The sequence below is a fragment of the Kitasatospora sp. NBC_01302 genome (assembly GCF_035976515.1).
Taxonomy (GTDB): Bacteria; Actinomycetota; Actinomycetes; order Streptomycetales; family Streptomycetaceae; genus Kitasatospora.
The window spans coordinates 8,161,391-8,187,320 of sequence record NZ_CP108404.1 but is presented as its reverse complement, the minus strand read 5'-3'; the positions used below and the strand labels follow the sequence as shown (position 1 = coordinate 8,187,320).

At 73.3% G+C, this 25,930-nt stretch carries 21 protein-coding genes; 16 read left to right on the top strand and 5 right to left on the bottom strand.

Going from position 1 to position 25,930, the window contains the following annotated elements:
• The first annotated feature begins 174 nt into the window (after positions 1 to 174).
• The 7 genes from OG294_RS35690 (at position 175) to sigJ (ending at position 8,586) form a co-directional block, all read left to right on the top strand.
• Positions 175 to 2,322, top strand: a complete 2,148-nt coding sequence (locus tag OG294_RS35690; protein ID WP_327070708.1) for a phosphocholine-specific phospholipase C — start codon at positions 175 to 177, stop codon at positions 2,320 to 2,322.
• A gap of 128 nt (positions 2,323 to 2,450) precedes the next feature.
• Positions 2,451 to 3,938, top strand: coding sequence for an MFS transporter (locus OG294_RS35685; RefSeq protein WP_327070707.1), 1,488 nt, complete (start codon positions 2,451 to 2,453; stop codon positions 3,936 to 3,938).
• On the top strand, positions 3,935 to 4,630 hold the full coding sequence (locus OG294_RS35680) for a TetR/AcrR family transcriptional regulator (protein WP_327070706.1): 696 nt from the start codon (positions 3,935 to 3,937) through the stop codon (positions 4,628 to 4,630). The genes OG294_RS35685 and OG294_RS35680 overlap by 4 nt, the downstream gene beginning before the upstream one ends.
• Positions 4,631 to 4,744: 114 nt before the next feature.
• Positions 4,745 to 5,635, top strand: coding sequence for a hypothetical protein (locus OG294_RS35675; RefSeq protein ID WP_327070705.1), 891 nt, complete (start codon positions 4,745 to 4,747; stop codon positions 5,633 to 5,635).
• 173 nt (positions 5,636 to 5,808) lie between these two features.
• Entirely contained in the window at positions 5,809 to 7,128 is a 1,320-nt protein-coding gene (locus tag OG294_RS35670) for a TolB family protein (RefSeq protein WP_327070704.1), read from the top strand.
• A gap of 121 nt (positions 7,129 to 7,249) precedes the next feature.
• Positions 7,250 to 7,696, top strand: coding sequence for a carboxymuconolactone decarboxylase family protein (locus OG294_RS35665; protein ID WP_327070703.1), 447 nt, complete (start codon positions 7,250 to 7,252; stop codon positions 7,694 to 7,696).
• Positions 7,645 to 8,586 (top strand): RNA polymerase sigma factor SigJ, encoded by a 942-nt coding sequence (gene sigJ / locus OG294_RS35660; RefSeq protein ID WP_327070702.1) that lies wholly within the window; start codon positions 7,645 to 7,647, stop codon positions 8,584 to 8,586. Before OG294_RS35665 ends, sigJ begins: the two co-directional genes overlap by 52 nt.
• A 33-nt stretch (positions 8,587 to 8,619) precedes the next feature.
• Here the strand turns inward: sigJ and OG294_RS35655 are convergent, their stop codons facing one another.
• The 3 genes from OG294_RS35655 to OG294_RS35645 all read right to left on the bottom strand — a co-directional run bounded on the left by OG294_RS35655 (position 8,620) and on the right by OG294_RS35645 (position 12,905).
• Positions 8,620 to 9,165: a hypothetical protein gene (locus OG294_RS35655; RefSeq protein WP_327070701.1), complete on the bottom strand. Its 546-nt coding sequence runs from the start codon at positions 9,163 to 9,165 to the stop codon at positions 8,620 to 8,622.
• A gap of 57 nt (positions 9,166 to 9,222) precedes the next feature.
• A complete protein-coding gene (locus OG294_RS35650) occupies positions 9,223 to 10,293 on the bottom strand; it encodes a fatty acid desaturase family protein (RefSeq protein ID WP_327070700.1) in 1,071 nt (356 codons plus the stop codon).
• 266 nt (positions 10,294 to 10,559) lie between these two features.
• A complete protein-coding gene (locus OG294_RS35645) occupies positions 10,560 to 12,905 on the bottom strand; it encodes an amino acid permease (protein ID WP_442789383.1) in 2,346 nt (781 codons plus the stop codon).
• Positions 12,906 to 13,206: 301 nt separating this feature from the next.
• Between OG294_RS35645 and OG294_RS35640 the strand changes: the two genes are divergently transcribed.
• Positions 13,207 to 13,947, top strand: coding sequence for an ArsR/SmtB family transcription factor (locus tag OG294_RS35640; RefSeq protein ID WP_327070699.1), 741 nt, complete (start codon positions 13,207 to 13,209; stop codon positions 13,945 to 13,947).
• The gene (locus tag OG294_RS35635; RefSeq protein ID WP_327070698.1) at positions 13,944 to 15,293 is read left to right on the top strand and encodes an MFS transporter; all 1,350 of its coding nucleotides are present in this window, start codon (positions 13,944 to 13,946) and stop codon (positions 15,291 to 15,293) included. Before OG294_RS35640 ends, OG294_RS35635 begins: the two co-directional genes overlap by 4 nt.
• A gap of 116 nt (positions 15,294 to 15,409) precedes the next feature.
• Here the strand turns inward: OG294_RS35635 and OG294_RS35630 are convergent, their stop codons facing one another.
• The gene (locus OG294_RS35630) at positions 15,410 to 15,862 is read right to left on the bottom strand and encodes an SSI family serine proteinase inhibitor (RefSeq protein ID WP_327070697.1); all 453 of its coding nucleotides are present in this window, start codon (positions 15,860 to 15,862) and stop codon (positions 15,410 to 15,412) included.
• Positions 15,863 to 16,280: 418 nt separating this feature from the next.
• Between OG294_RS35630 and OG294_RS35625 the strand changes: the two genes are divergently transcribed.
• The 4 genes from OG294_RS35625 to OG294_RS35610 all read left to right on the top strand — a co-directional run bounded on the left by OG294_RS35625 (position 16,281) and on the right by OG294_RS35610 (position 22,890).
• Positions 16,281 to 17,210: a hypothetical protein gene (locus tag OG294_RS35625; protein ID WP_327070696.1), complete on the top strand. Its 930-nt coding sequence runs from the start codon at positions 16,281 to 16,283 to the stop codon at positions 17,208 to 17,210.
• A 349-nt stretch (positions 17,211 to 17,559) separates the two neighbouring features.
• Entirely contained in the window at positions 17,560 to 20,550 is a 2,991-nt protein-coding gene (locus tag OG294_RS35620) for an AfsR/SARP family transcriptional regulator (RefSeq protein ID WP_327070695.1), read from the top strand.
• 112 nt (positions 20,551 to 20,662) lie between these two features.
• Positions 20,663 to 21,112, top strand: coding sequence for a MarR family winged helix-turn-helix transcriptional regulator (locus OG294_RS35615; protein WP_327070694.1), 450 nt, complete (start codon positions 20,663 to 20,665; stop codon positions 21,110 to 21,112).
• A gap of 119 nt (positions 21,113 to 21,231) precedes the next feature.
• Positions 21,232 to 22,890 carry an MFS transporter gene (locus tag OG294_RS35610; RefSeq protein ID WP_327071789.1) on the top strand — a complete coding sequence of 553 codons (1,659 nt, stop codon included), beginning with the start codon at positions 21,232 to 21,234 and terminating at the stop codon, positions 22,888 to 22,890.
• A gap of 37 nt (positions 22,891 to 22,927) precedes the next feature.
• Here the strand turns inward: OG294_RS35610 and OG294_RS35605 are convergent, their stop codons facing one another.
• Positions 22,928 to 23,617, bottom strand: a complete 690-nt coding sequence (locus OG294_RS35605) for a TetR/AcrR family transcriptional regulator (RefSeq protein ID WP_327070693.1) — start codon at positions 23,615 to 23,617, stop codon at positions 22,928 to 22,930.
• A gap of 118 nt (positions 23,618 to 23,735) precedes the next feature.
• Here OG294_RS35605 and OG294_RS35600 point away from each other — a divergent pair, with 118 nt between their 5' ends.
• The 3 genes from OG294_RS35600 (at position 23,736) to OG294_RS35590 (ending at position 25,805) form a co-directional block, all read left to right on the top strand.
• Positions 23,736 to 24,449 (top strand): MBL fold metallo-hydrolase, encoded by a 714-nt coding sequence (locus tag OG294_RS35600; RefSeq protein ID WP_327070692.1) that lies wholly within the window; start codon positions 23,736 to 23,738, stop codon positions 24,447 to 24,449.
• A gap of 118 nt (positions 24,450 to 24,567) precedes the next feature.
• Complete coding sequence (gene pth, locus OG294_RS35595; protein ID WP_327070691.1) at positions 24,568 to 25,152, top strand: aminoacyl-tRNA hydrolase; 585 nt, start codon at positions 24,568 to 24,570, stop codon at positions 25,150 to 25,152.
• Between the two features lie 107 nt (positions 25,153 to 25,259).
• Positions 25,260 to 25,805 (top strand): gamma carbonic anhydrase family protein, encoded by a 546-nt coding sequence (locus OG294_RS35590; protein WP_327070690.1) that lies wholly within the window; start codon positions 25,260 to 25,262, stop codon positions 25,803 to 25,805.
• The last annotated feature ends 125 nt before the right edge of the window (positions 25,806 to 25,930 follow it).

Sequence of the window (25,930 nt, the reverse complement as noted above, 5' to 3'; positions counted from 1 at the left end):
GTGCCGCGCGACAGGCACCGCACGAAAGCCACCGTGCCCGAAAGGGAAGCGCCGTGCACGAAGTCAAAGTTGTACCGATGCTCACGTGGCCGCCCCCTGCCCGCCCCCTCCTGGTCCCCCGTCAACTGAAGGGTTTTAGTTGTCCAGCCAAGTCCGCTCAGAAATGGCAGATCCATGGGTTCCTCCGAGACCTCCCCCCAGCTCGGCCGTCGCAGGTTCCTCCAGCTCGGCGGCGCGGGTGCCGCCGCGGCCGGCCTGTCGATGTTCCCGCCGGCCATCGCCAAGGCGATGGCGCTGCCCGCCATCTCCCGCACCAGGTCCATCAAGGACGTCCAGCACGTGGTGATCCTGATGCAGGAGAACCGCTCCTTCGACCACTACTTCGGCACCCTGCGCGGCGTGCGCGGCTTCGCCGACCCGCGGCCGGCGCTGCTGCCCAACGGCAAGCCGGTCTTCCACCAGCCGGTCAGCACCATCAGGACCGCCCGCTACCAGGGCCGCAACCTGCCGGCGAGCGAGAGCGAGGTGCTGCCCTGGTACATCGACCCGCGCAGCACCACCGAGCACACCGCGGGCACCGACCACGGCTGGCCCAGCGGCCACCAGGCCTGGAACGAGGGGCGCTGGGACTCCTGGGTCACCCAGAAGCAGGACGTCCTGACGATGGGCCACCTCAAGCGGCAGGACCTGCTCTACCACTACGCGCTGGCCGAGGCGTTCACCATCGGCGACGCCTACCACTGCTCCGTGCACGCCGACACCGCGCCCAACCGGATCTACCTGTGGACCGGCACGATGGACCCGCGCAACGTCTACGGCAAGACCAAGCTCAACGGCCCGGCCACCGGCGAGCGGGACGACACCAACGGCTACACCTGGACCACCTACCCCGAGCTGCTGGAGCAGGCGGGCGTCAGCTGGAAGCTGTACCAGGGCGGCAGCGGGATCCCCGGCCAGCCCACGGACAACTTCACCGACAACTCGCTGATGTTCTTCCACAACTTCCAGCCCGCCGACGGCGCCGATCCCAACAGCCCGCTGGTCCAGAAGGGCGCCAGCGACCACACGCTGGTCGAGTTCGCCCAGGACGTGAAGAACGGCACGCTCCCCCAGGTGACCTGGATCGTCCCGCCGGCCCAGTACTCCGAGCACCCGTCCTCCTCGCCCACGGACGGCGCCTACTACATCAACCTGGTGATGGAGGCGCTGACCGCCGACCCGGAGGTGTGGGGCAGCACCGTGCTGCTGCTCGACTACGACGAGAACGACGGCCTCTTCGACCACGTGCTGCCCCCGGTGCCGCCACTGCACAGCGCGCCCGGCGGCGAGGGCATGGTCTCCGAGAGCCTGGCGGCCAGTCTGCAGGACGAGTTCCTGGACATGACGAGCCGTCCGTGGACCAGCCCGGCCGGCACCGTGGGCCCCACCGGGCTGCAGCCCATCGGCCTCGGCCCGCGGGTGCCGATGATCGCCATCTCGCCCTGGTCGCGCGGTGGTTACGTCTGCTCGGAGACCTTCGACCACACCTCGGTGCTGCGCTTCCTGGAGCAGCGCTTCGGCATCGCCTCGCCGTACATCAGCGACTGGCGCCGGGCCGTCTGCGGCGACCTCACCTCGATGTTCGACTTCAAGGGCAAGGCCGACCCGACCCCGGTGCACTTCCAGGTGCCGGCGCCGATCGCGGGCCAGGGCAAGCCCTACAGCGTGGCGGTGCCGCAGACGATGCCCGCCCAGGAGCCCGGCACCCGCCCGGCCCGCCCGCTGGGCTACCGGGCGCTGGTCAACGAGGGCCCGCGGGAGAGCGGCAAGGTCCAGCTCAAGCTGCGCAACCACGGCAGGATCGGCGCCGCCTTCCAGGTCCAGGACCGGCAGCACCCCACCGCGGCGCCGCGGCGCTACACCGTCGCCGCGCACGACACGCTGCAGGACTTCTGGACGGTGGCCGCCGGCGAGCCCTACCAGCTGGCCGCCCACGGACCCAACGGCAGCCTCTTCGAGTTCCAGGGCCAGGGCGGCGAGGACCTGTCGGTGACGTTCTCGGAGAGCGGCCGGGACGAGGTCCGGGTGCGCATCCGCAACCACGGCAAGGACCGGCGCACGGTACGGGTGGCCAACTCCTACCAGCGCGACGGCAAGGCACAGGTCACCCGGGTGCTGAAGGCGCACGACACCCTGGAGTACAGCTGGCACACCGGCGGCCAGGGCAACTGGTACGACGTGCGGGTGAGCGCGGTGGACGGCGCGCTCTTCGAGCGCCGCTACGCCGGCCACCTGGAGAACGGTGACCACAGCACCAGCGACCCGGGGCCGGCAGCCGGCTGAGCCGGCGGGCCGAGCCGCCACACGGTGTGGGCCCCGATGCGGAGTCCTCTCTCCGGTTCTGCTAGCTTCCTTGAGCCTGCTTATCCGGAGTTGAATCTCCGCTTCCTACCCACCTGGGGCCCACACCTATGGCTCGGACTTCCACGGCGGCCACGGCTCAGACCAAGGCCCGCCCGCACTACAACGTCACCTTCGCCGTGCTGCTCCTCGGGGTCGCGGCCTACTCGCTGCTGCAGTCGCTGATCATCCCGGTGCTCGCGACCCTGATGCAGCACCTGCACACCAGCCAGGACACCGCCACCTGGCTGATGACCGGCTATCTGCTGTCGGCCTCCGTCGCCACGCCGATCCTGGGCCGGATCGGCGACAAGGCCGGCAAGGAGCGGATGCTCGTGGTCACGCTGGTGGCGCTGACCGCGGGCTCCGCGCTGGCCGGCCTGTCGAACTCGATCGGCCTGATGATCGTCGCCCGGGTCATCCAGGGCCTGGGCGGCGGCGTGCTGCCGCTGGCCTTCGGCATCATCCGCGACGAGTTCCCGGCTGCCCGGGTGCGCGGTGCGGTGGGCGTCACCGCCGCGCTCACCGCGGTGGGCGGCGGCCTGGGCCTGCTGCTGGCCGGTCCGATCGTCGACCACCTGGACTACCACTGGCTCTTCTGGTTCCCGATGATCATGACGGCCATCGCCACCGTCGCCACCCTGCTGTTCGTCCCCGAGTCCCCGGTGCGCACCCCCGGGCGGATCAGCTGGGGCGCGGCACTGCTGCTCTCCGTGTGGCTGGTCGCCCTGCTGCTCGCGGTCAGCGAGGGTCCGAGCTGGGGCTGGGGATCGGGCCGGATCCTCGGCCTGTTCGCCGCCGCCGTGGTCTTCGCCGCGCTCTGGATCGTGGTCGAGCTGCGCTCCGAGGCACCGCTGATCGACATGCGGATGATGCGGATACCCGCCGTCTGGACCGCGAACCTGGTCGCGCTGCTGTTCGGCGTCGTGATGTACACCGCGATGACCTTCCTGCCGCAGCTGGTGCAGACCCCCGCCAAGCTGGCCGGCTACGGCTTCAGCGCGAGCATCACCCAGTCGGGCGTCTACATGCTGCCGATGACCATCGGCATGTTCGTGCTCGGCGTGCTGACCGGGCCGCTGGCCGCGCGGTTCGGCTCCAAGCTGGTGCTGGTCGTCGGCGGCACGTTCACCATCCTGCCGTTCGCGCTGCTCTCGCTGGCCCATGACCGGGGCTGGCAGATCTACCTGGCCTCCAGCCTGATGGGCATCGGCATGGGGCTGGCCTTCTCCTCGATGTCCTCGATCGTGGTCGAGGCGGTGCCGCCGGCGCAGACCGGCGTGGCCAGCGGCATGAACGCCAACATCCGCACCATCGGTGGCGCGATCGGCAGCAGCGTGGCGGCCAGTATCCTGGCCTCCGGGGTGACCGCCACCCACCCGTTCCCCCCGGACTCGGGATACACCGGCACGTTCTGGTTCCTCACCGGGGCCGCGGTGCTCGCGGCGGTCGCCGCGCTGCTCATCCCGACCCGGCGCACGGGCACGGCGGACGCCGGGCCGGAGCTCCGGGCCGTACCGAACCAGGCACCCGGACCCGAGGAATCGACCGTCGCATGACCACCAGCCCCCCAGGCGGACCCGCCGCAGCCGGACCCGCACCGGCCGGCACCACACCGACCGGCGCCAAGGCGCTGCGCCGTGACGCGGCGCAGAACCGGGAGCGGCTGCTGCGGGCCGCCTGGGAGGTCTTCGCCGAACTCGGCCCCGACGCCGGGGTCGAGGAGATCGCCCGGCGGGCCGGGGTCGGCATGGGCACCCTCTACCGGCGCTTCCCCACCAAAGACGCGCTGATCACCGCGCTGAACGACGAGTTCCTCGACCACCTGCTCGACAGCACCCGCCAGGTGCTGGCCGAGGAACCGCCCGGCCAGGCCCTGGAGGCCGCGCTGTGGAACATGGGCCGGGCGATGGCCGCACACTGCGGCTGCCTCTCACGCCTGTGGCAGATCGCCCCGCCGGCCGCCGACACCCGCCGCACCGAGCTGTGGGCGGCGGCCGACGCGCTGCTGAAGCAGGCTCAGCAGGCCGGCACCGTCCGCACCGACCTGACCCTGACCGACGTCTACCTCTGCGTGCTGTCGATGCGCAGCCTGATCGAGGACACCGTCGGCCAGGCCCCCGACGCCTGGCGCCGCTACCTCGCCGTGCACCTGGCCGGCTTCCGCCCCGCCGACCAGGCGCTGCCGTACCGGCCCGCGGACGACTCTCTGGTCGCCACCGGTGTGCCGCTGCGCCCGGCGCGCCGCTGAGCCGGCGATCCGCTGAACCGATAGTCCGAACGGTCGCCTTCTGGCGCCACGGGTGGTCTGCCGAGCGCCGCGGGGGATGCTTCGCGCCGGTGACAACCCGTCGGAAGGATCTTCATGTCGGAGTACGTGTTCACAAGGCTGGCCCGGGCGGCGACGGTCTCGGCCCTCGCCCTGACGGCCAGCCTCGGCGCGAGCGGGGTGGCCGGCGCCGCCTCCCCCGAGGACCACCCCATCGAGGTGAGCATCGGCGCCTCGGGCCTGCAGGCGCCGGACAGCGCCAAGGGCGGCCTGGTCAGCTTCCGGGTCAAGACGGACGACCCGAACGGCCGGCAGCTCCAGCTGCTGCGCCCGCACGACGGCGTGACGCCCGAACAGGTCTACCAGGACCTCGCCAAGGCCGTCAGCTCCGCACCGCACACCGCGGCCCAGGGCATCCGGGCCGTGAACCAGGAGGCGGACCTGCTGGGCGGAGCGCTGGTCACCCCGCAGGTGCACGAGCAGTTCACCGAGGAGATCGCACCCGGCCCGGTCTACCTGCTCGACCTCACCGCGCTGCGCGACGACCCGGCGCACCCGGTCGCCAAGCTGCTGACCCTGGCCGGCACCAACGGGCAGAGCGCCAACCAGGCCCGCTTCGACGACGGCATCGTGATCGAGCACGATCAGCGCTTCCAGACCGAGGACGTCGACCACGCCCACCTGGCCTACCTGGTGCACGACGCGTCCGACCAGATCCACGAGATGGAGCTGCGGCCGATCGGCGCGGACACCACCGAGGAGCAGATCGGGCAGTACCTGCGGAACGTGCAGCTCGGCCGCCCGGCCCAGTCGCCGTTCACCGGGCCGGCCACCGGACTCGGCGCCCTGTCCAGCGACCACACCGCCTCGGTGCAGGCGCACGGCCTGCAGCCCGGGCGCTACGTGCTGCTCTGCATGGTGCCCGACGAGCGCACCGGCGTCCCGCACGCGGTGCTGGGGATGCACACGATCGTCACCCTGCAGTGACCTGACCTCCCGGCCAGCGGCCGAACTCCGCTGCCGCAGCGGATGGCTGACTCTCTGTCAAGCCATTGGCGGAGTAAGGACATTGTCCCCCTGACCGGTTGACTGGGCAGGCCGACAGCGATTGGCTGATCCGGTCACCGGCCGCGGGGACGGCCGCTTCGGGAGGGGACCCCATGCTCGGACTGCGTCGTGCCGGAATCCTGACCGCCGCGGGCGCCTGCGGCGCCGCGGCCGTCCTCGTGGCCGGCGGCGCCGCGCCCGCCGTCGCCGCCGCGCCGCCCGCCCCCACCCAGGTCTGCCTGGCGCCCGGGGGCGCCCAGCCCGACCAGCGCGTCGACCCGGACGCACTGAGCGCGGACGGCCGCTACGCGCTGGTCGACTCGCTCGCCGGCAACCTCACGCCCCTGGGCGGCAACGGCAACCAGGGCGTCTTCGTCTGCGACCTGCGCAGCGGGCGGGTCGAGGAGGTCGACCTGAGCAGCTCGGGCGGCCTGCCCGACTCCTACGGGAGCGGCGGGGGGATCAGCGCCGACGGGCGCTACGCCGTCTTCAGCTCGACGGCCGACAACCTGACCCCGGGGGCCACCAAGGGCGTCGCCAACGTCTACCTGCGCGACCTGCGCACCCACCGCACCACGCTGGTCAGTACGGGCGACGGCCGGCTGCCGCAGGTCGGCGACAGCGACCAGCCGACCATCAGCGCGGACGGGCGCTACATCGCCTACCGCTCGACCCGCACCGACCTGGTGCCCGGCGACACCGACAACGCCGTCGACGTCTTCGTCTTCGACCGCCGGACCGGCGGCACCGTGCGGGTCTCGGTGCACAGCGACGGCAGCCAGGCGGGCAACGGCTCGGTCGAACCGTCGATCAGCGCGGACGGCTCCCGGGTGTCGTTCATCTCGCTGGACCCGACCCTGGCCGACCCCGCCGGCGGGGCCCTGGTGCCGCACCGCGCCCGGTTCTACCCGCTCTACGTGCACGACCTGCGCACCGGACGCACCAGCGTGGCCAGCGTGGAGCCCGACGGCAGCACCGCCGCCGTCGGCCAGGGAGCGATCAGCGCCGACGGCCGCTACGCGGTGTTCACCTCGCTCGACAACGACTACCTCGCGCCGAGCCAGGTGATGGTGCGCGACCTGGACCACGGCACCACCACCGTGGTCAGCACGGCCCCGGGCGGCGCCCAGGGCGACCGGAACTCCGCCATGCTCGGGATGAGCGCGGACGACCGCCGGGTCCTCTTCACCTCCACCGCGGACAACCTGCTGCCCGGCGCCGCGCCGGGAAGCTACGGCTACTACCGCTACGACCTGCGCACCCACGCCACCGAGCGCCTGCTGCAGGTCTCCGACTCGTCGGGCCTGCCCGAGGGCCTGCCCGCGGCCACCGACGCCTGCGGGAGCACCCTGCTCTTCGGTGCGGACGGCAGCACGCTGCTGCCGGGCGACACCAACCAGACGCCCGAGGCCTTCACGCTGCGCCTGCCCTAGGACGGGCCCGCGCACTGTCGGGCCGACCGGCGCCCTGTGACCGGCATCACTCCCCCGCCCGTCACATCCGGCGGCGCCACCTCGTCGAGTTGGCATCGGACACGACGAAGGGATCACCACGATGACTCGGCGACTCGCCTGGGCCCAGCTCGAACCGGCCGCCTACCAGGCCATGGTCGAACTCGACAGGTTCTCCGCCACCCGGCTCGACCCCCTGCTCTTCGAGCTCGTGAAGATGCGCGCCAGCTACCTCAACAACTGTGCGTTCTGCCTCGACATGCACGTCCACGACGCCCTCAAGCTGGGCGAGAGCACCCAGCGCCTGGTGGTCGTCGCGGCCTGGCAGGAGGCCCCGCACCTGTTCACCGAGCGCGAGCAGGCCGCCCTCGCGCTCACCGACGCCGTCACCCGGCTCGGCGAGCACGGCGTCCCGGACGAGGTGTGGGCGCGGGCCGCCGAGCAGTACGCGGAGAAGGAGCTGATCCACCTGCTGATGGCGATCGTTACGATCAACGCGTGGAACCGGATCGCCGTCTCCACCCGCGCGGTCGTGGCCCCGCGCGGGTGAGCACCGCCGCACCCGCGGCCCCGCCGGTGCGTGAGGAGAGCTTCCTCGCGCACCGGCCGATGCTGCTGTCCCTCGCCTACCGACTGCTGGGCTCGGTGCACGACGCCGAGGACACCGTGCAGGACGCCTATCTGCGCTGGACCGCGACCGACCGCGCGGACGTCGACAACCCGGCGGCCTTCCTGACCACCACGGTCACCCGTCTCGCCCTGGACCGGTTGCGCTCGGCCGCCGTGCGCCGCGAGAGCTACGTCGGCGCCTGGCTGCCCGAGCCGCTGCCCACCTTCGGCCCGCAGGACCCGGCGGAGACGGCGGCGCTGCGCGACTCGGCCTCGATGGCGGTGCTGGTGCTGCTGGAGAAGCTCAGCCCGGCCGAGCGCGCCGTCTTCGTGCTGCGCGAGGCCTTCGCGCTGCCCTACGACGAGGTCGCCGCGATCCTGGAGCGCCCGGCCGCCTCCTGCCGCCAGCTGCACCGCCGCGCCCTGCTGCACGTGGCCGCCGCCCCGCGCCCGGCACCGCCCCCGGACCCGGCCCGGGGGCGGGAGTTGGTGCTGTCCTTCCTGTCCGCCGCGCAGAGCGGTGACCTGGAGCGGCTGAAGGCGGTGCTGCGCGAGGACGTGGTGCTGACCACCGACGGCGGCGGCAAGGTGAGCGCCGGGTTGCGGCCGGTGCTGGGCGCCGTGAAGTCCGCCCGGGTGTTCGCCGCGGTCTTCGCCCGCCGCTACCAGGGGGCCGACTTCCGCGCCGTCCGGTTCAACCACGCGCCCGCGCTGCTGATCGAGCTCGGACACCGCAGGGTGCTCTACGTCTTCGACGTCGCCGCCGACGGGCTGATCAGCCACGTCTACGGCATCGTCAACCCGGACAAGCTCGCGCATCTGGCCAGCTGATCCCCTGGCGATCCCCCGGCGGTGCGCCACCGGTCAGAACGCGACGGTGCCCGCCCCGATCGCGGACTTCACGAACCCCGGCGCCCCGACGCCGAAGGCCGCGGCCAGCAGGTAGCCGAGGGCCGCCTCCAGCGGGGCGATCTGCGACTCGACGTCCCAGTCCGCACCGGCCACCGCGTCGGGCGACAGGACGAACTCGCCGATCCGGTGGTCGTCGCGGAGCAGCGTGCTGCGGTCGTCCGCGGTCGGGGTGAGCCGGTAGTGCCGGCCGTCGTGGCGGACGTCGACGCGGCGCGAGCGCCGGCTGACGAAGCCGAGGCCGGGGTCGACCGCCACCACCGTGCCGTCGATCTCGAGCTCCAGCAGCGCGGGGGCCCGGGTGCCGATCGGGGAGCGGCGGTCGGAGTCGGTCCCGGGGCTGCGCCGCAGGGCGACCGGCGGGAGCTTCGGGCCGGTCACCGTGATGTGGCCCGCCTCGGGGTCCACGGTCAGTTCGACGATCCCGAAGCGGATGTCGTCGATGCGGCTCTCCTGGCTGACGCGGCTCTCGGGGCTGCCGGCGCGGTGCTCATCGTTCATGCCGCCAGTCTGCCAGCCGCCGGCGGCCGCGATCCGCGCAGGTCAGTGCCACGCAGGTCAGGCCCCGCCACGCAGCGGGGCGCCGACCCCGTGCATGTGGCGGAACGCCTGGCGGTAGGAGTCGACGAGCGAGGTCTCGGTGTAGGCGATGCCCACCGCCGCGCAGTGCGCGCGCACCAGCGGCTGGGCCCGTCGCAGGTGGGGGCGCGGCATGTTGGGGAACAGGTGGTGCTCGATCTGGTAGTTCAGACCGCCGAGGATCCAGTCGGTGAGCAGGCCGCCGCGCACATTGCGCGAGGTGAGCACCTGGCGGCGCAGGTGGCCCCAGCCCGCGTCCTGCCCGTCGGGCATCTCCATCCCCTTGTGGTTGGGGGCGAAGGCCAGGCCGAGGTGCAGGCCGAACAGGGCGTGGTGGAGCAGCGCGAAGGCCAGCGCCCGGCCCGGGGAGAAGACGGTCAGCAGCAGGCCCGCGTAGCCGGCCAGGTGGAGCAGCAGGAGCAGGCCCTCGACGGCGCGCTCGCGCGGTGCCTGGCGCTTGAGGTCCTGCAGGCCCGAGATCTTGAGCGCGATCCCCTCCAGCGTCAGCATGGGCAGGAAGAGCCAGGCCTGGTTGCGGGTCAGCCAGCGGGCCAGGCCCACCCGCTGCTCGGCCTGGCGCTGGGTCCAGACCATGGCGCCGACGCCGACGTCCGGATCCTTGTCGAGGTGGTTGGGATTGGCGTGGTGGCGGTTGTGCTTGTCGTTCCACCACCCGTAGCTCATGCCGAGCAACAGGTTGGCGTGCACCAGGCCGAGCACCCGCCCCGACCGCCGGCCACTGGTGATCTGGGCGTGGCCCGCGTCGTGGCCGAGGAAGGCGGTGCGGGCCCAGACGAGCGAGAGCGGCAGCGCCAGCAGCAGCCCCCACCAGCTGTTCCCGACCAGCAGCAGGCCGGTGAGGGTGGCGGCCAGCGTGAGCGCGTTGACAGCGATGCAGCGCGCGTACCAACCGGTCCGGCGCTCCAGCAGCCCCGCGCCCCGGACCGCCCGCAGCAGCGGCGCGAACTCGCTGCCGGCGCGCGGCGGCGCGGTCGCCGTGGCCGTGGCCGTGGCCGTGGCGCCGCTGAGGGTGGTGCTGATCGGTGGCATGGCGTCTCCCCTGGGTCGTCGACGGGACCCACGGCCCTGCGCTGGATCGCCGGTGAGCCCCCGCCCCCGCAGTGACCTGCGCTGACACCATGAAACGTACGGATCCGCCACCCACCGCGGCCATGCGGCCACCACCCGAAGCCGCAGGGGGGTTACCGCGCTCGCAGGGTGGGGTTAACCACCCCCCGGGAGTGGAGGGAAGGCCCCGCGCACACGACTGCGGCGGCACCGGGGAGACCTCGGTACCGCCGCAGTCGTCACGCTGCTCAGCTCTCGGCCGGGACTTCGGCCTTGGGGAGCAGGGTGTAGGTGGGGTTGGCGATGGTCAGCCGGCCGTCCGTGTTGCCCACCATGCCTTCGGCGCGCAGCCGCACACCGGGGCTGATGCCCGGCACGTCGCGGCGGCCGTAGAAGATCAGGGTGATGCCGCCGGTCTCGTCGTAGAGCCGGCACTCCAGGCGCGGCACGCCCGAGACCGGGGTGAGGTTGACCGAGCGCACCTGGCCCTCGACGCCGGCCCGCTCGCGCCAGACCAGGTCGCGCATGTGGGTGAGGCCGTCGGTGCGCGGCGCGGGCACGGTGGCCGGGTCGGGCGAGGAGCACTCGGCGGGCGCCTGGACGCCCTTGCCGGTGCGCGGTGCGGCGGAGCCCTGGGCCGGCACCGCGGAGCCCTCCCGGGTCACGGTGCCCATGTCGTCGATGGCCTGGCTGACGTCGAACGGCACGATGGTGGCGGCCACGTTGGGCAGGCGGCTGGCCGCGCCGGCGATCCGGTCGCCGACCCGGGCGTGCAGCAGCCGGCCTATGAAGGTGCCGTAGGCGCGGCGCGGGATCACCAGGGTGACCCGGGTGCGGCCGTCGGCGGTGGCCCGGGCCGCCAGTTCGGCGGTGGAGCGGCGCAGCCGGCGGTCCGGGCAGTCGACGATCTCCAGCGGGACGTCCGCGGCCCGGCTCTGCTCCCACTCGGTGCGCAGCCGCTCGGCGTGCCGGTCGTCGACCATGAAGTGCACCGCACGCAGCTCGGTGGGCCGCAGGCTGCGGCCGTGGTGCAGCGCCCGGATCGCGGCCAGGTCGAGCCGGTCGACGAGCACGAAGACCGCGCTGCGGTCGCGGTTGGGCAGGCTGGCGGAGGCCGGTGCGGCGGCCAGCGCGGAGCTCTCGGCGCGGTAGCGGGAGTTGGTGCGGATCAGCGCCCACACGCCGATCGGGAAGATCACCACGACCGTCCAGGCGCCCTCGGTGAACTTGGTGACCGCGAAGATCACCACGACCGCGGCGGAGGCCACCGCCGCGGCGGCGTTGACCGCGACCTTCGCCGTGCGGCCCTTCTCCTGGCGGGTCCAGTGGTACTTCACCAGGCCGCTCGCGGCCATCACGAAGCCGGTGAAGACGCCGATCGCGTAGAGCGAGACCAGCCGGCTGAGGTCGCCGTCGGTGACCAGCAGCAGGATCAGCGACACGCCGGTGAGCACGATGATGCCGTTGGAGAAGGCGAGGCGGTGGCCGCGGATGGTCAGCTGCCGGGGCAGGAAGGAGTCCTCGGCGACGAAGCTGGCCAGGAACGGGAAGCCGTTGAACGAGGTGTTGCCGCCGGTGTAGAGGATCAGCGCGGTGGCCACCTGGACGAAGGCGAACATCACCGAGCCGAAGCCGCTCTGCCCGAACACCAGGTGCGCCTCCTGGGCGAGCACGGTCGGGCTCCCCGAGCTGAACGGCACGGCGTGGGTCTTCCAGGCCAGCACGGAGACGCCGAGCACCAGGGCGCCGAGCGTGGCGCTCATGATCACCAGGGTGCGGCGGGCGTTGTTGCCCTGCGGCTCGCGGAAGGCGCTGACGCCGTTGGAGATGGCCTCCAGACCGGTCAGCGAGGAGCCGCCGTTGGCGAAGGCGCGCGCCAGGACGAACATCGAGGCGAAGGTCATCAGGCTGCCGGAGGAGTGGCCGATGTCGATCACGCCGGGGGCGTGCAGGTCGGCGTCGCTCAGGTGCGGCAGGGTGCCGGTGAACAGCCGGAAGAGGCCGAAGACCACGGTCAGGCCGGTGGCCAGGATGAACAGGTAGGTGGGCAGCGAGAACGCCTTGCCCGCCTCGCGGATGCCGCGCAGGTTGCCGTAGCAGAGCAGGCAGACCACGCCGAGGGTGATGTAGAGCTTCTCGCCGTTGATGTCCGTGTGGAACAGCAGCTGGAGCAGCGAGGCCACCGCGTCGGTGCCGGCCGCCGTCTGCACGGCGACCGTGACGATGTAGTCGATCAGCAGCGCCACCGCGGCGACCTGCGCCACCCGCGGGCCGAAGTTCTCCCGGGCCACCACGTAGGAGCCGCCGGCCCGGGTGTACGTCATGACGACGTCGCGGTAGGAGAGCGTGAGCAGGAGCAGCAGCGCGAGGATGACGCCGGTCACCGGCATCACCAGCGCGAAGCCCAGCACGCCGAAGGTGGGCACCAGCACGGTGAGCATCTGCTCGGTGCCGTAGGCGCTGGAGCTGATGCAGTCCGGGGCCAGCACACCGAGCGCGATCGGCTTCGAGAGCTTCTCGTTGTGCAGCTCCGAGGTCACCAGGGGCGGCCCCAGCAGGACCTTCTTCACCCGGTAGCCAAGGGTCTCGGGCAGGTCGACCTCGGGAGGCAGGACCTCGGGTCCAGCCGCCACGCCGACAGGGCGCTGCGGCGCCGCGGTAGTGACATCGTCAATTTGCACCTGAACTGCTTAGCGCCTTCTTGACGGCCGTGGCGAACTCTGGAGCGCTCTCAGCCCGTTCTTGACGAGTTCTTATCGGGTTCTTGTCGCCTGTGCGGACCGGCACCGCCCTGCGCCCCCTACGGGCGGCGCCGGGGCCACGATGGCGACCTCTTTGATTGCACAGAGTTATGAAGCTTGACTCTCACAATTCCTGAGAGGATGCTCTCAGATTATGGAAGACGGCAGGCCCACGAACCACCTGGGCGACCTCGAGATCACCGATCCGCAGACCATGCGAGCGCTGGCACACCCCGTGCGCCTGGCGATCCTGGAGCGCCTGCAGCGCCACGGCCCGGCGACCGCGACCCAGCTGGCCCCCGAGGTGGGCGCGACCCCGACGGTGACCAGCTGGCACCTGCGCCACCTGGCGGGCTTCGGCCTGGTCCGCGACGCCGAGCCCGGTCCCGACCGCAGGCAGCGGCGCTGGCAGGCGGTGGCGCGCGGCTTCCGCTTCGAGGTGGGCGGAGACGGCGAGGGGACGGCGGCGGCCCGCGCGCTGTCCCGGCAGATGTTCCTGCGCTCCGGCGACCTGCCGAACCGCTGGCTCGCCGAGGTCGAGCCCGGGCTCGACCCCGAGTGGCGCAAGCACGCCGGCCTGGCCAACACCCGCGTGGTGCTCAGCACCGAGGAGCTCGCCGAGCTCTGGGACGGGATCGAGCAGCTGCTCGCGCCGTACGTGATGCGCGAGCCCGCCGACCGGCCGGCGGGCAGTCGCGGGGTGCGGTTGATGCGGTACGCCCTGCCGGAGGCCACGGACGAGCGGGTGCGGGGCACGGACGAGCAGGCGCGGGACGCGGACGAGCAGGTGCGGGGCTCGGACGAGCGGGCGGACGGCGCAGCCGAGCGGGTGCAGGGCACGGACGAGCCCGGTGCGGCCGCGGGCGAGCGGGCGGACGGCGGTGACGCTTCGTGAGCAGCGCCACCCGCCCCGCACCGCCGGAGACCGCCACGGCCCCGTTACCGGCCCCGCTCTGGCACGACCGACGCTTCCGCCGCTTCTGGGCCGGCCAGTCGATCTCGCAATTCGGGGACCGGATATCGGAGTTGGCGCTGCCGCTGATCGCCGTCGGTGCGCTGCACGCCTCGGCCGGACAGGTCGCCGCGCTGACCGCGGTGATCTGGACCCCGAACCTGCTGGCGGTCTTCCTGGGCGCCTGGGTGGACCAGCAGCGCCGCAAACGCCGGCTGCTGGTGCTGGCCGACCTGATCCGCGCGGCGACCCTGGCCACGCTCCCGATCGCCTCCCTGGCAGGTCATGTGACGATGGCTCAGCTCTACGCGGTGGCCGCGCTGACCGGCGCCGCGGGCGTGCTCTTCAACAACGCCTACCCGCCCTTCTTCACCCGTCTGGTGCCGCCCTCCCGCTATCTCGACGCCAACAGCAGGCTCAGCGCGAGCCGTTCCGCCTCCTACGTCGCCGGCCCGGCGATCGGCGGCGCCCTGGTCCAGGCCCTGACCGCCCCGGTCGCCGTCCTCGCCGACGCCCTGTCGTTCCTGGCCTCGGCCGTCCTGCTCGGACGGATCCCGGTCGAGGAGGCGCCCACCGGGGCCGGGCGGACGGATGGGACGGCGGAGCCGTCGATGCTCGCACGCGCCCGGCAGGGACTGCTCTTCATCGCCCGTCATCCCGTGCTGCGCGCCTGTCTCGGCTGCTGTGCGACCGTCAACTTCTTCACTTTCGTGTCGAGCGGGCTGCTGGTGCTGTTCGCCGGCCGCACCCTCGGTCTCCCCGCCGGCACGATCGGGCTGGCCCTCGGAGTCGGCGCCACCGGTGGCCTGCTCGGTGCGGTGCTCGCCCCGCGGCTCTCGCGGCGGCTGGGCGTGGGGCGCGGCGTCGCCCTGGGCGCGGTGCTGTTCCCGGCGCCGATCGCCCTCGCGGCCCTCGCGAGCGGCCCGCCGACGGCTCGGGCCGGCGCACTGGCGGCGGCGGAGTTCCTCTCCGGCGCGGGGTTGATGCTCTTTGACATCAACCTCAACTCCCTGCAGGCCGCCATCATCCCCGACGGCCTGCGCAGCCGCGTCTCGGGCGCCTTCAGCACCGTCAACTACGGCATCCGCCCGCTCGGCGCCCTGCTCGGCGGCCTGTTGGCCACCACCGTCGGCGTCCGGGCGGCGCTGATCGTCGCGGCGGTGGGCGGCAGCCTCTCGCTGTTGTGGGTGCTGGCCTCGCCGATCCCGGGCATCCGGGAGCTGCCCGCACCGGCCCCGGCACGGGAGGTGCAGGGGGCACAGGGGGCACAGGGGGCACAGGAAAGCTGAGGGGCCGCCCGGCGCGGGATCGCCGGAAGCGACGGACGGCCCGGGTCCGACTCGTTCGGCGAGTCGGCCACGGGCCGTCGGATCTCTGTGTGTGGTGCGGCAGTTGGTCTCGGCCGTCAGAAGTTGAATATCTGGCCGGTGGCTCGGATCAGGTCGCACTGGTTGGTGAACGTCTGCTGGTAGGAGAGCGGTTGGCCGTTCCAGAAGCCCTGGGCGGCGGCCGTGACCGGCAGGAAGAGGTCCGGGCACGCCATGTGGGCGACCGGGAGGGCGGCGAAGTCGCCCTGGACGCCGGCCAGTCCGGCACAGGCCGCGGCGGCGTCGGGGTGGTCGCCACCGGTGGTCGGCTGACAGCTGAGCATCACGGTGCGCTCCCACTGGGCCACGTTCTGCCCGTTGGCACCCGTCAGGGTGAGCACCAGGGCATCGGGGGCGGGGGTGGCGACGTCGGGCGATGTCGCCTGGGCGCGAACAGCGGGAGCCGCGGTCGCGGGGGCGGCGGTCGCCGCACCCAGCACGAGGGCGGCGGTGGCCGCGAGGGCGGCGGCGAGGACGTTCTTGGTACGCATGTCGAACTCCCTTGGTCGACTGAACGGACAGTGACCGCAGTATCACCACATGGAGTTGACATGCCCATAATCGATCATGACGAGGCAGCCAGTGCCCGCCTGACCAGATCGACCGAAACTCGTCGCCACAGCCGCCACGGCCGACTCGTCGAGCCCCCTCCGACACCGGCCCCTGCGGTGCGGTCGGCCGCACGCGCACCGTCACCCCCCGAACCAAAGCCACCCCCGAACGGCCGAGACGGCCCCCTTGCGGGGCCGAAATGCGGTGATCAAGGACCGGACATCACGGGTGGCAACGAGACGGAAACCCAGCGTTCACCTCGCGACCGGCGCCACGGCGGTCGCCGGCCCCCTGCCCCGGGACGCCCTCGGGGCTCCCCGGTTGCGTGGCGCGGGCCGGGACGGGTACGCGTGGGACATGGGCATTCTTCGCAGGAACCACCGCCACGGTCCGCACGCCGGCCGCACCGAGGGTGCCGCGGACCGGCTCGCCGAGAGCTCCACGGGCAGCCCCGCGCACAGCCCGACCCACGGCCCCACCAGCGGCCCCACCAGCGCCGGCGACGGCGCCGAGGCCGAGCGGCGGCTCGCCGAACTGACCGCCGAGCTGGCGGAACTGGACACGGCCACCGCGCCGCAGGCTCCCGACCGCACGGCGCGGGCCCGGGTCGCACTGGGCCGGATCAGCCGTTCCCTAGCCGGCCGCACCAGCACCGCCTCCCGCCGGGCCAACGCCGGCCGGCGGTCACTGGCCGGCCACCTGCTCGCCACCGCCCCGCGGATCCCGGTCCGCGACCTGGCCACCCTGCGCCGCCAGTACCCGCGGGCCGACAGCCCCGAGGAACTGGCCGACCGGTTGGCCACCGGCGCCTGCCGTGCCACCACCGCGATCGGGGCGGGCGTCGGCGCGGCAGCCGTGGTGCCGACCGTCGCGGTCACCGCCGAGCTGGCGGCGGAGCTGCTGGCGGTGGCAGCCGTGGAGGTCAAGCTGATCGCCGAACTGCACGAGGCCTACGGGCAGCCGGCCGTCGGCAGCCGCACCGAGCGGGCCACCGCCTACCTCGGCGCCTGGGCCGACCGGCGCGGCATCGACAGCATCCGCCTGTTGCAGCCGAGCGGGCTGCTGGCCATGGGCGCGGGTGCCCGGGTGCGCAGACAGGTCAGCCGCCGGCTGACCCGCGGTTCGCTGCGCAAGCTGCCCTCGCTCACGCCGCTGCTGATCGGCTCCGCGCTCGGCGCGCAGCTGAACCGCCGCGACACCCGACGCCTGGCCGAGCAGGTCCGGGCCGACCTGCGCGGCCGGGCACCACGCGCGCCGGGATACTGGGAGGCCGCCGGCGCACCCTGACCCGACCCGCACGCCGACCGTGCCGCAACCGCGCCCCGGACCGCGTCCCGACCGGTGCGGACGCTGTCCTGGCCCGGCCCTGACCAGCGCGGATACCGGACGGACACGGAGGATATGACAGAGATCACAGCGATCCGTTGAACCCTCTGGGGCGGGCGGCGGAGATCGCCGAGTGCCCGATGGGGCACAACAGTTCCTGATCACAGCCATTCAGCATCGATCAGAGTGCGTAACAAGACATCAACAAGACGAGCAAGCACGGTCTTTTTCCTTCTCCGGCCATGGTTAGACTGCTCGCCCGGTTGGCAACTCCAACCGTTGCGCGTGCGGGTCGGAGCTAAGGGGACTCATGGGGATTCGGCTGCTGGGCCCGGTGGAACTGCGCGCCGAGGACGGCAGGCTCCTGGAGGTGGCCGGCTCCCAGCGGCGGGCGGTTCTGGCCCTGCTCGCGCTGCAGTTGGGCCGTCCGGTGGCAGTCGAGCGCTTCTTCGAACTGCTCTGGGGCGACCACCCGCCCGCCCACGCCCGGGCCGCACTGCAGGGACACATCGCGGCGCTGCGCAAGGTGCTGGTGGACAGCACCTTCACGCTGCACACCCGGACGCCCGGCTACCTGCTGACCGGCGCGCCGGAGCAGGTGGACCTCGGAGGCTTCGACGATCTGGTCGCCCGCGCCGAAGCAGCACCGGCCTCCGGGGACCCCGTCCCCGACACCGAGGCCGCCACGCTGCTCCAGCAGGCGCTGGACCTGTGGCACGGCGCCCCGCTGGCCGACCTGCCCGACACCGAGCTGCGCCGGGCACTGGCCGGGCGGCTCCAGGAGTCCTGGACCCAGGTGCTGATCAGCTGGTCCGAACTGCAGCTGCGCCTCGGCACCGGGGCCGCCGCCGTCCCCGCACTGGAACAGAGCGTGCGCGCGGACGGCCTGCGCGAACCGGTGGCCGCCCTGCTGATCCGCTGCCTCCACCAGGCGGGCCGGACCGCGGACGCGCTGAGCGCCTACCACCAGGCCCGCGAGCGCCTGGACAGCCAGCTGGGCGTCGCCCCCGGCCCCGTGCTCCGGGCCGCCTTCGCCGCCGCCCTGAGCGACGAGGCGCTGCCGGCCCCGGAGAGCCACCGCACCCCCCGCCCGCCGCACCGGCCCGCCACCGAGCAGCCCGTGACGGAGCAGCCCGCCACCGGCGAGCAGCCGACCGTGAGCGGGCCGCCGACCGCGGGCGCCGTCACCGGGCCGCCCATGCCCCGGCGTGACGCCAACGCCCCCGCCGAGGCCGGCCCCGTCGTCGGGCTCCCGGCCGAACCCGCCGCCCCCGGGGCCACACCGCCCACCACCATCAGCAGGCAACTGCCGCGCCAGATCGCCGGGTTCGTCGGGCGCAGCCTGGAGTCGCACTGGCTGGACCGCGAGTGCGGCGCGGACCGGGTCGGCGACGGGCTGGCCGTGGTGGTCGGCCCGGCCGGCGTCGGCAAGAGCGCCACCGTCATCCGCTGGGCCCACAGCGCCGCCGAGGCCTTCCCGGACGGCCAGCTCTTCGTGGACCTGCGCGGCTTCGATCCGGCCGGCCCGGTCGCCCAGAGCGAGGTGCTCGGGCAGTTCCTGATCGCGCTGGGCGTGGCCGAGGGCGACATTCCCGAGGGTGCCGCCGCCCGCGGCGCCCTCTACCGGTCCCGGACCGAGCGGCGCCGGCTGCTCGTGGTGCTCGACAACGCCCGCAGCGCGGCCGACGTGGTGGGCCTGCTGCCGATCGGCCCGGCCTGCGCGACGGTGGTCACCAGCCGCAACTCGCTGGAGGACCTGGTGGTCACCGAGGGCGCCGCGCTGCTGCGGCTGGAGGCACTGCCCGACGACGACGCGCTGGTGCTGCTGGAGCGGGTGCTCACTCCCCTGCGGGTCCAGGCCGAACCGCAGGCCGCGCAGCGCCTGATCGCCCTGTGCGACCGCCTTCCGCTGGCGCTGCGGATCGCCGCCTCCCGGCTGGCCTCCCGGCCGAGCTGGGCGATCGGCGACGTGGTCGCCGAACTCACCGACGAACGCACCCGGTTGAACACCCTGGACACCCAGGGCGCCACCAGCGTGCGGGCCGCACTGACCCTGACCTACCGTCACCTCTCGTCCACCGCAGCCAGATTGGTGACCCTGCTGGCGGCCCACCCGGGGCGCGAGGTGGACGGCTACGCGGCGGCGGCGCTGCTCGGCTGCCAACTGCACGACGCGCGCCGCACCCTGGGCGAGCTGGCCGCCTACCACCTGCTCACCGAGAACATCCCCGGCCGCTACACCCGGCACGACCTGATCCGCCTGTTCAGCATGGAGCTGTACGCGGAGCAGCCGGCCGAGGAGCGCAGGCTCAGCTCCGACCGCCTGCTCGACTACTACCTGACGGCCCTGCGACTGGCCTCCGACCACCTGGACCCGGGCATCGAGAGCTACGGCGAGCGCAGCCACCCGCCGCTGTCGTGTCCGCAGCCGGCCGACGCCCGCGCCGCGCTGGCCTGGTTCCGCCCGGAGGAGCCGACCATCCGCGCCCTGGTCACCGCCGCGAGCACCGACGGCCGCCACGAGCACGCCTGGCGGATGGCCCGCATCTCGGAGAGCCTCTACTACGGGACGGGCCGCCTCACCGACGAGCTGGTCTGCCTGCGCGCGGGCCTGCGGGCCGCCGAACGCACCGGGTCGCCCCAGGCCGTGGCCGTCCTCGAAGGCGCCCTGGCCAACGCACTGTTCGGCGTCTCCTTCCAGGCCGAGGCGCTGGGCCTGGCCGAGCAGGCGGTGGCGCGCACCGTGCCCGCGGACGGGAACACCCATCTGCGCGCGGTCTACTCGCTGGGGCTGATCAGCACCGAGTGCGGCGACCTGACCCGGGGCCGGGAGCTGGCCGACCGCGCGGTCGAGCTGAGCCGCTCCGCCGAGGTCGGCGCGCTACCCGAGCACCAGGGCGCCGCGGAGGGCTACGCCGCCACGATCAAGCTGATGACGGGCGACCCCGTCGCCGCCCTGACCCACGCCCGCGAGGCCCGCCGGCTGCTCACCGACTACCCGGCCGCCACCCTCAACCTGCTGGCCACCCTGAACGAGGCGCAGATCCTGCACCTGCTGGGCGACTCGGCCGCCACCGAACCCCTGTGGGCCACCATCCTGTCCACCACCCGGGAGTCCGGCTTCCTGCACCTGCAGGCCGTGGCGGAGAAGTGGTACGCCTCCTTCCTGGTGGACCTGGGCCGCCTGGACGAGGCCGCCGAGCACCTGCGCATGGCGATCAACCTGCACCAACTGCACGGCCACGTCGCCACCGCACTCACCGAACAGCTGGCCGACATCGAGGCGACCCTGACGCATTGAACCCGGCGCACTGAACGCGACGCACTGAGCCCGGCGCACCGGCCGGAGAGCTCCGCCCAGCAGTTCACCAGCAGGGGTAGTTACATCTGATTGATTAATCTATTGTTACTACATGGACGAGACGACACCCCCCTCGAACGAGGCGGTCGAGACCGGAGCCGCTCTGCGGCTCGTCGTGGGCCGCATCGCGCGCCGTGTGCGGCAGGCCCACACCGTGGGCGACCTCACCCACTCCGAGGTCTCGGTGCTGAACCGGCTGGACCGGGACGGCGCGGACTCCCCCGGCTCGCTCGCCGAGCTGGAGCGGGTGCGCCCGCAGGCCATGGCGACCACGCTGGCCGGGCTGGAGGAGCGCGGCCTGGTGCTGCGCCGTCCCGACGCCGGTGACGGGCGCCGCTCGGTGCTGAGCGTCACCGAGGCGGGCCGGGAGCTGCTGACCGACCGGCGCTCGGAGTCCGTCCAGCTGCTGGCCGGCGCCATCGAGCGGGAGTTCGACCCCGCCGAGCGGCAGGAGCTGCTGCGCCTGCTGCCGCTGCTCGACCGCCTCGCGGAGCGGTTGTGAAGGGCCCCGCCGGCCGCGCGGCCGGAGCCGGGAGCGGGGCCGCGCAGGGCAGCACCGCCAGCGGCGCGGGGCGGGAGGCGGGCGAGCGGTACAAGTGGGTGGCGCTCTCCAACACCACCATGGGCGTGATGATCGCGACCATCGACAGCTCGATCGTGATCATCTCGCTGCCCGCGATCTTCCGCGGCATCGGCCTGGACCCGCTGGCCCCCGCCAACATCGGCTACCTGCTCTGGATGATCCTCGGCTACACGCTGGTCTCCGCCGTGCTGGTGGTCGTGCTCGGCCGGCTCGGCGACATGTTCGGCCGGGTCCGGATGTACAACCTCGGCTTCGCCATCTTCGCCTGCGCCTCGCTCGCCCTCTCGCTCGACCCGTTCCGGGGCGGCCCGGGCGCGCTGTGGCTGATCGGCTTCCGGGTGGTGCAGGCCGTCGGCGGGTCGATGCTGACCGCCAACTCGGCCGCCATCCTCACCGACGCCTTCCCGGCCCGCCAGCGCGGGATGGCGCTGGGCATCAACCAGATCACCGCGCTGGCGGGCATGTTCCTCGGCCTGCTCGTGGGCGGCGTGCTGGCCACCATCGACTGGCGCGCGGTGTTCTGGGTCAGCGTGCCGATCGGCGTGATCGGCACCTTCTGGTCCTACCGCAGCCTGCGCGAGACCGGCACCCGCAGGCCCGGGCGGATCGACTGGGTCGGCAACCTCACCTTCACCGCCGGCGCCGGCACCCTGCTGGCCGCCGTCACCTACGGCATCCAGCCCTACGGCGGCAACTCCACCGGCTGGACCAACCCCTGGGTGATCGGCGGGCTGAGCACCGGCGTGCTGCTGCTCCTCACGTTCTGCGTGGCGGAGACCCGGATCGCCGAACCGATGTTCCAGCTGCGCCTGTTCCGGATCCGCGCCTTCGCCGCCGGGAACCTGGCCGCGCTGCTGATCGCGATCGCCCGCGGCGGCATGCAGTTCATGCTGATCATCTGGCTGCAGGGCATCTGGCTCCCGCTGCACGGCTACGACTTCGAGCGCACCCCGCTGTGGGCGGGCATCTTCATGCTGCCGCTGACCGTCGGGTTCCTGATCGGCGGCCCGGCCTCCGGCTACCTCTCGGACCGCTTCGGCGCGCGCTTCTTCGCCACCACCGGGCTGCTGCTGGTGGCGGCCTCGTTCCTCGGCCTGCTCGCCCTGCCGGTGAACTTCTCCTACCCCGCCTTCGCCGCCCTGCTGCTGCTCAGCGGGCTCGGCCAGGGCATGTTCTCGGCGCCGAACACCTCCGCGATCATGGGCAGCGTGCCGGCCGAGCAGCGCGGGGTGGCCTCCGGCATGCGCTCGACCTTCCAGAACTCCGGGACGGCGCTGTCGATCGGGCTCTTCTTCTCGCTCATGGTGGTGGGCCTGGCCGGCACGCTGCCGCACACGCTGAGCGCCGGCCTGCAGGCCCAGCAGGTCCCCGCGGCCACCGCACAGCAGGTGGCCGCACTGCCGCCGGTGAGCACGCTGTTCGCCACCTTCCTGGGCAACAACCCGGTGGGCCATCTGCTCGGCCCCAGCGGCGTGCTGCACACGCTGCCGGCGCAGAACGCACACGTGCTGACCGGTACGCGGTTCTTCCCCGAGCTGGTCTCCGGGCCGTTCCACCACGGGCTCGTCACGGTCTTCGGGGCGGCGGCGGTGATGGCGCTGATCGGCGCGCTCGCCTCGGCGCTGCGCGGGCGCTCCGGGGGCACCGGGCAGGCCGCGGCGAGCGAGGCCAAGCAGCCTGCGCGATCGTCGGCCTGACGCTGCGTCAGGGCTGACAAGCCCCGGCCGGTCGGCCCTAGGCCGGCCCCGCCGCCAGGATGCCGCTGAGCACGCGGGCGAGGATGTCGTCCGCCGTGTCGTCGGCACCTGGCGGCGCCGGGGCCAGCCGGCCCAACAGCTCGGCCAGGTGCGGGTGTTCGCCCTGCTGCGCCAGGTGCCACAGGTAGCCGGCCTGGCGGCGCCGGGCCTCCTCGCCGCCGCCGAGCTCGTGCTGCACCAGCGCGGTGGTGACGGCGTTGAGCATGGCGAACGCCTCCAGCTTGGTGGCCGCCGCGGCCGGGTGGTCGGCGAGCACCGCGAGGACGTGCTCCAGCAGTGCGGCGCCGTTGGGCCCCAGCGTCGGCCGGGTGGCCACCAGGGCGGGCAGCCAGGGGTGGCGCCGCATGATGGCGCGCGCCTGCCGTCCGACCGCCACGAGGTCGGCGAGCCAGTCACCGCTGGGCGGGGCCAGGGCGTACTCGGCGCCGGTGGCGTCGGTCATCAGGTCGAGCAGGTCGTCACGGGTGGCGAGGTAGCGGTAGAGCGAGGCCGCGCCGGTGCCCAGCTCCCCCGCCAGGCGGCGCATCGAGACGGCGTCCAGGCCCTCCCGGTCCGCCAGCGCGACGGCGGCGGCGGTGATCTCGGCACGGCTGCGCTCGGCGGGCCGGCCGACCGACGCCTGCTCGGGGCGCAGCCAGATGACGTCCTCGGTCCGCCCGGTCGACATCCGTACCTCCGTGCTCAAGCCCTGCTGACCCGTGTTTGCGAACAGTGTACGCGAGGCGTTACCGTTATTCGCGTACACCGTTCGCAAATACGCGTCAGCCGTCCCCGAGGAGCTCCCGATGATGACCCAGCTCGCCCCCGGGGTGACCCGTGTCGCCACCACGAAGCGCGACAACGCCTTCCTCGTCGCCGGCGACGACGGCCTCACCCTGGTCGACGTCGGCTGGGAGAGCGCGGCCGGCGCGCTGCTCGCGGCCGTCGCCGAGCTCGGCCACAAGCCCGGCGACGTCAAGCGCGTGGTCCTCACCCACGCCCACCCCGACCACGTCCAGGGCGCCGCCACACTGCGCCGCCTGACCGGCGCCCAGTTGCTCATCCACCGGGCCGACCAGCCCTGGCTGGCGGCCGGGCGGGTCCCGGCGGCCGGACGCTCCGGCGCGTTCGGGCGCCTGATCGACCGCCTGCCCAAGCTCCACTGGACCCCGACCGATGCGGACGCGACGCTCGACGACGGCGAACTCGTGGAGAACTCCGGCGGTCTGCGCGTCCTCCACACGCCCGGCCACACCCCCGGCCACGTCGTCCTGCTGCACGAGCCCACGCACACCGTGCTGCTCGGCGACGCGGCCTTCAACCGCGGCCGGCCCGCGCTCGGGCCCGCCGCCCTGGCCGCCGACCCCGCCCTGCGCGCGGGCAGCCTGGCGCGGATCCCCGAGGACGTGCGAGCCGTCGGCTTCGCCCACGGCGCCCCGCTCGCCGGGCGCGAGGCCGAGACCTTCCACGCCTTCCTCGCGCGGCAGCGGGCGGTGGTGGCAGGCGACGCGGCCCACTGAGCCCGCAGGTCTGACGCCGCGCCAGGGGCGCCCAGCTACGCCGGCGAACCGGCGGGTAGCCTTCCACTCCGGCCGTCCCCTCCTTGCGGACGGCCCACCGAGCGGAGGCTGCACACCGATGACGTCCGATGAGCGCTGGCTGGTGGTCGGCCTGGGCAACCCGGGGCCGTGGTTCCGCGCCACCCGGCACAACGCCGGCTTCCTGGCCGTCGACCGGCTGGCCGAGCGGCACGGCGCGCGGTTCCGGCTCCGCAAGGGCCGCTGCCGGGTCGCCGAGATCGAGATCGACGGCCGGTGCGTGGTGCTGGCGAAGCCGCAGTGGTTCATCAACCTGTCCGGCAATCCCGTCGCCACGGTCATGCGCGGCTACGGCGTCCCGGTGGAGCGGCTGGTGGTCCTCCAGGACGAGCTGGACTTCCCGTTCGGCGTCATCCGGCTGAAGCGCGGCGGCAGCCCCGGCGGGCACAACGGGCCGCGCTCGGTGAACAAGTCGCTGAACACCAGCGACTACGTCCGGCTGCGCTTCGGCCTCGGCCGCCCGCCGAAAGGGCAGTCGATCGGCTCGTTCGTGATGGGCGCGTTCTCGCCCACCGAGCAGGCCGAGCTGCCCGCGCTGCTGGACCGCTGCGCGGACTCCGTCGAGACCCTCGTCACCCGCGGCCTGAACGCGGCACAGAACGAACTGCACACCGCCAACGCCTGACCGGGCCTGTGCCAGGCTGTCGTCGGTCGACCCGATCGTGGACTGCCAAGAGATCGTGGACTACCAAGGTGGACTAACAAGGTGGACTACCAGGAGGGAGAGAGCTCATGGCGCAGCGCGCACTGATCGCGGCGGTGGGGGGCCAACGGCCGGTGGTGGACGAGGAGTGCTTCGTCGCGCCGATGGCGGTGGTGGTCGGCGAGGTGACGCTGCACCCCGGGGCGAGCGTCTGGTACGGGGCGGTGCTGCGGGCCGACTGCGGGCCGATCGTGGTCGGCGCGGGCAGCAACGTGCAGGACAACTGCTCGGTCCACGTCGACTTCGGGTTCCCGATGATGATCGGCGAGCGGGTCTCGATCGGGCACAACGCCGTGCTGCACGGCTGCACCATCGAGGACGGCAGCCTGGTCGGCATGGGCGCCACCGTGCTCAACGGCGCGGTGATCGGCGCCGGTTCGATCGTCGCGGCGCAGGCCCTGGTGCCGCAGGGCATGCAGGTCCCACCGGGCTCCCTGGTCGCCGGAGTGCCCGCCAAGGTCAAGCGCCCGCTCAGCGACGAGGAGCGCGAGGCGATCAGCGTCAACGCCGTGCTCTACGTCGACCTCGCCAAGGCCCACCGGGCAGCCCTCGCCGAGCAGCAGGACGAAGGCTGAGTCCAGGCCCGCGCCGGGCGGGCGGGCGGCCGGTCGGGCGGGCGGGCGGGCGGTCGAGCGGGCGGGCGGCCGGTCGAGCGGGCGGGCGGCCGGTCGAGCGGGCGGGCGGCCGGTCGAGCGGGCGG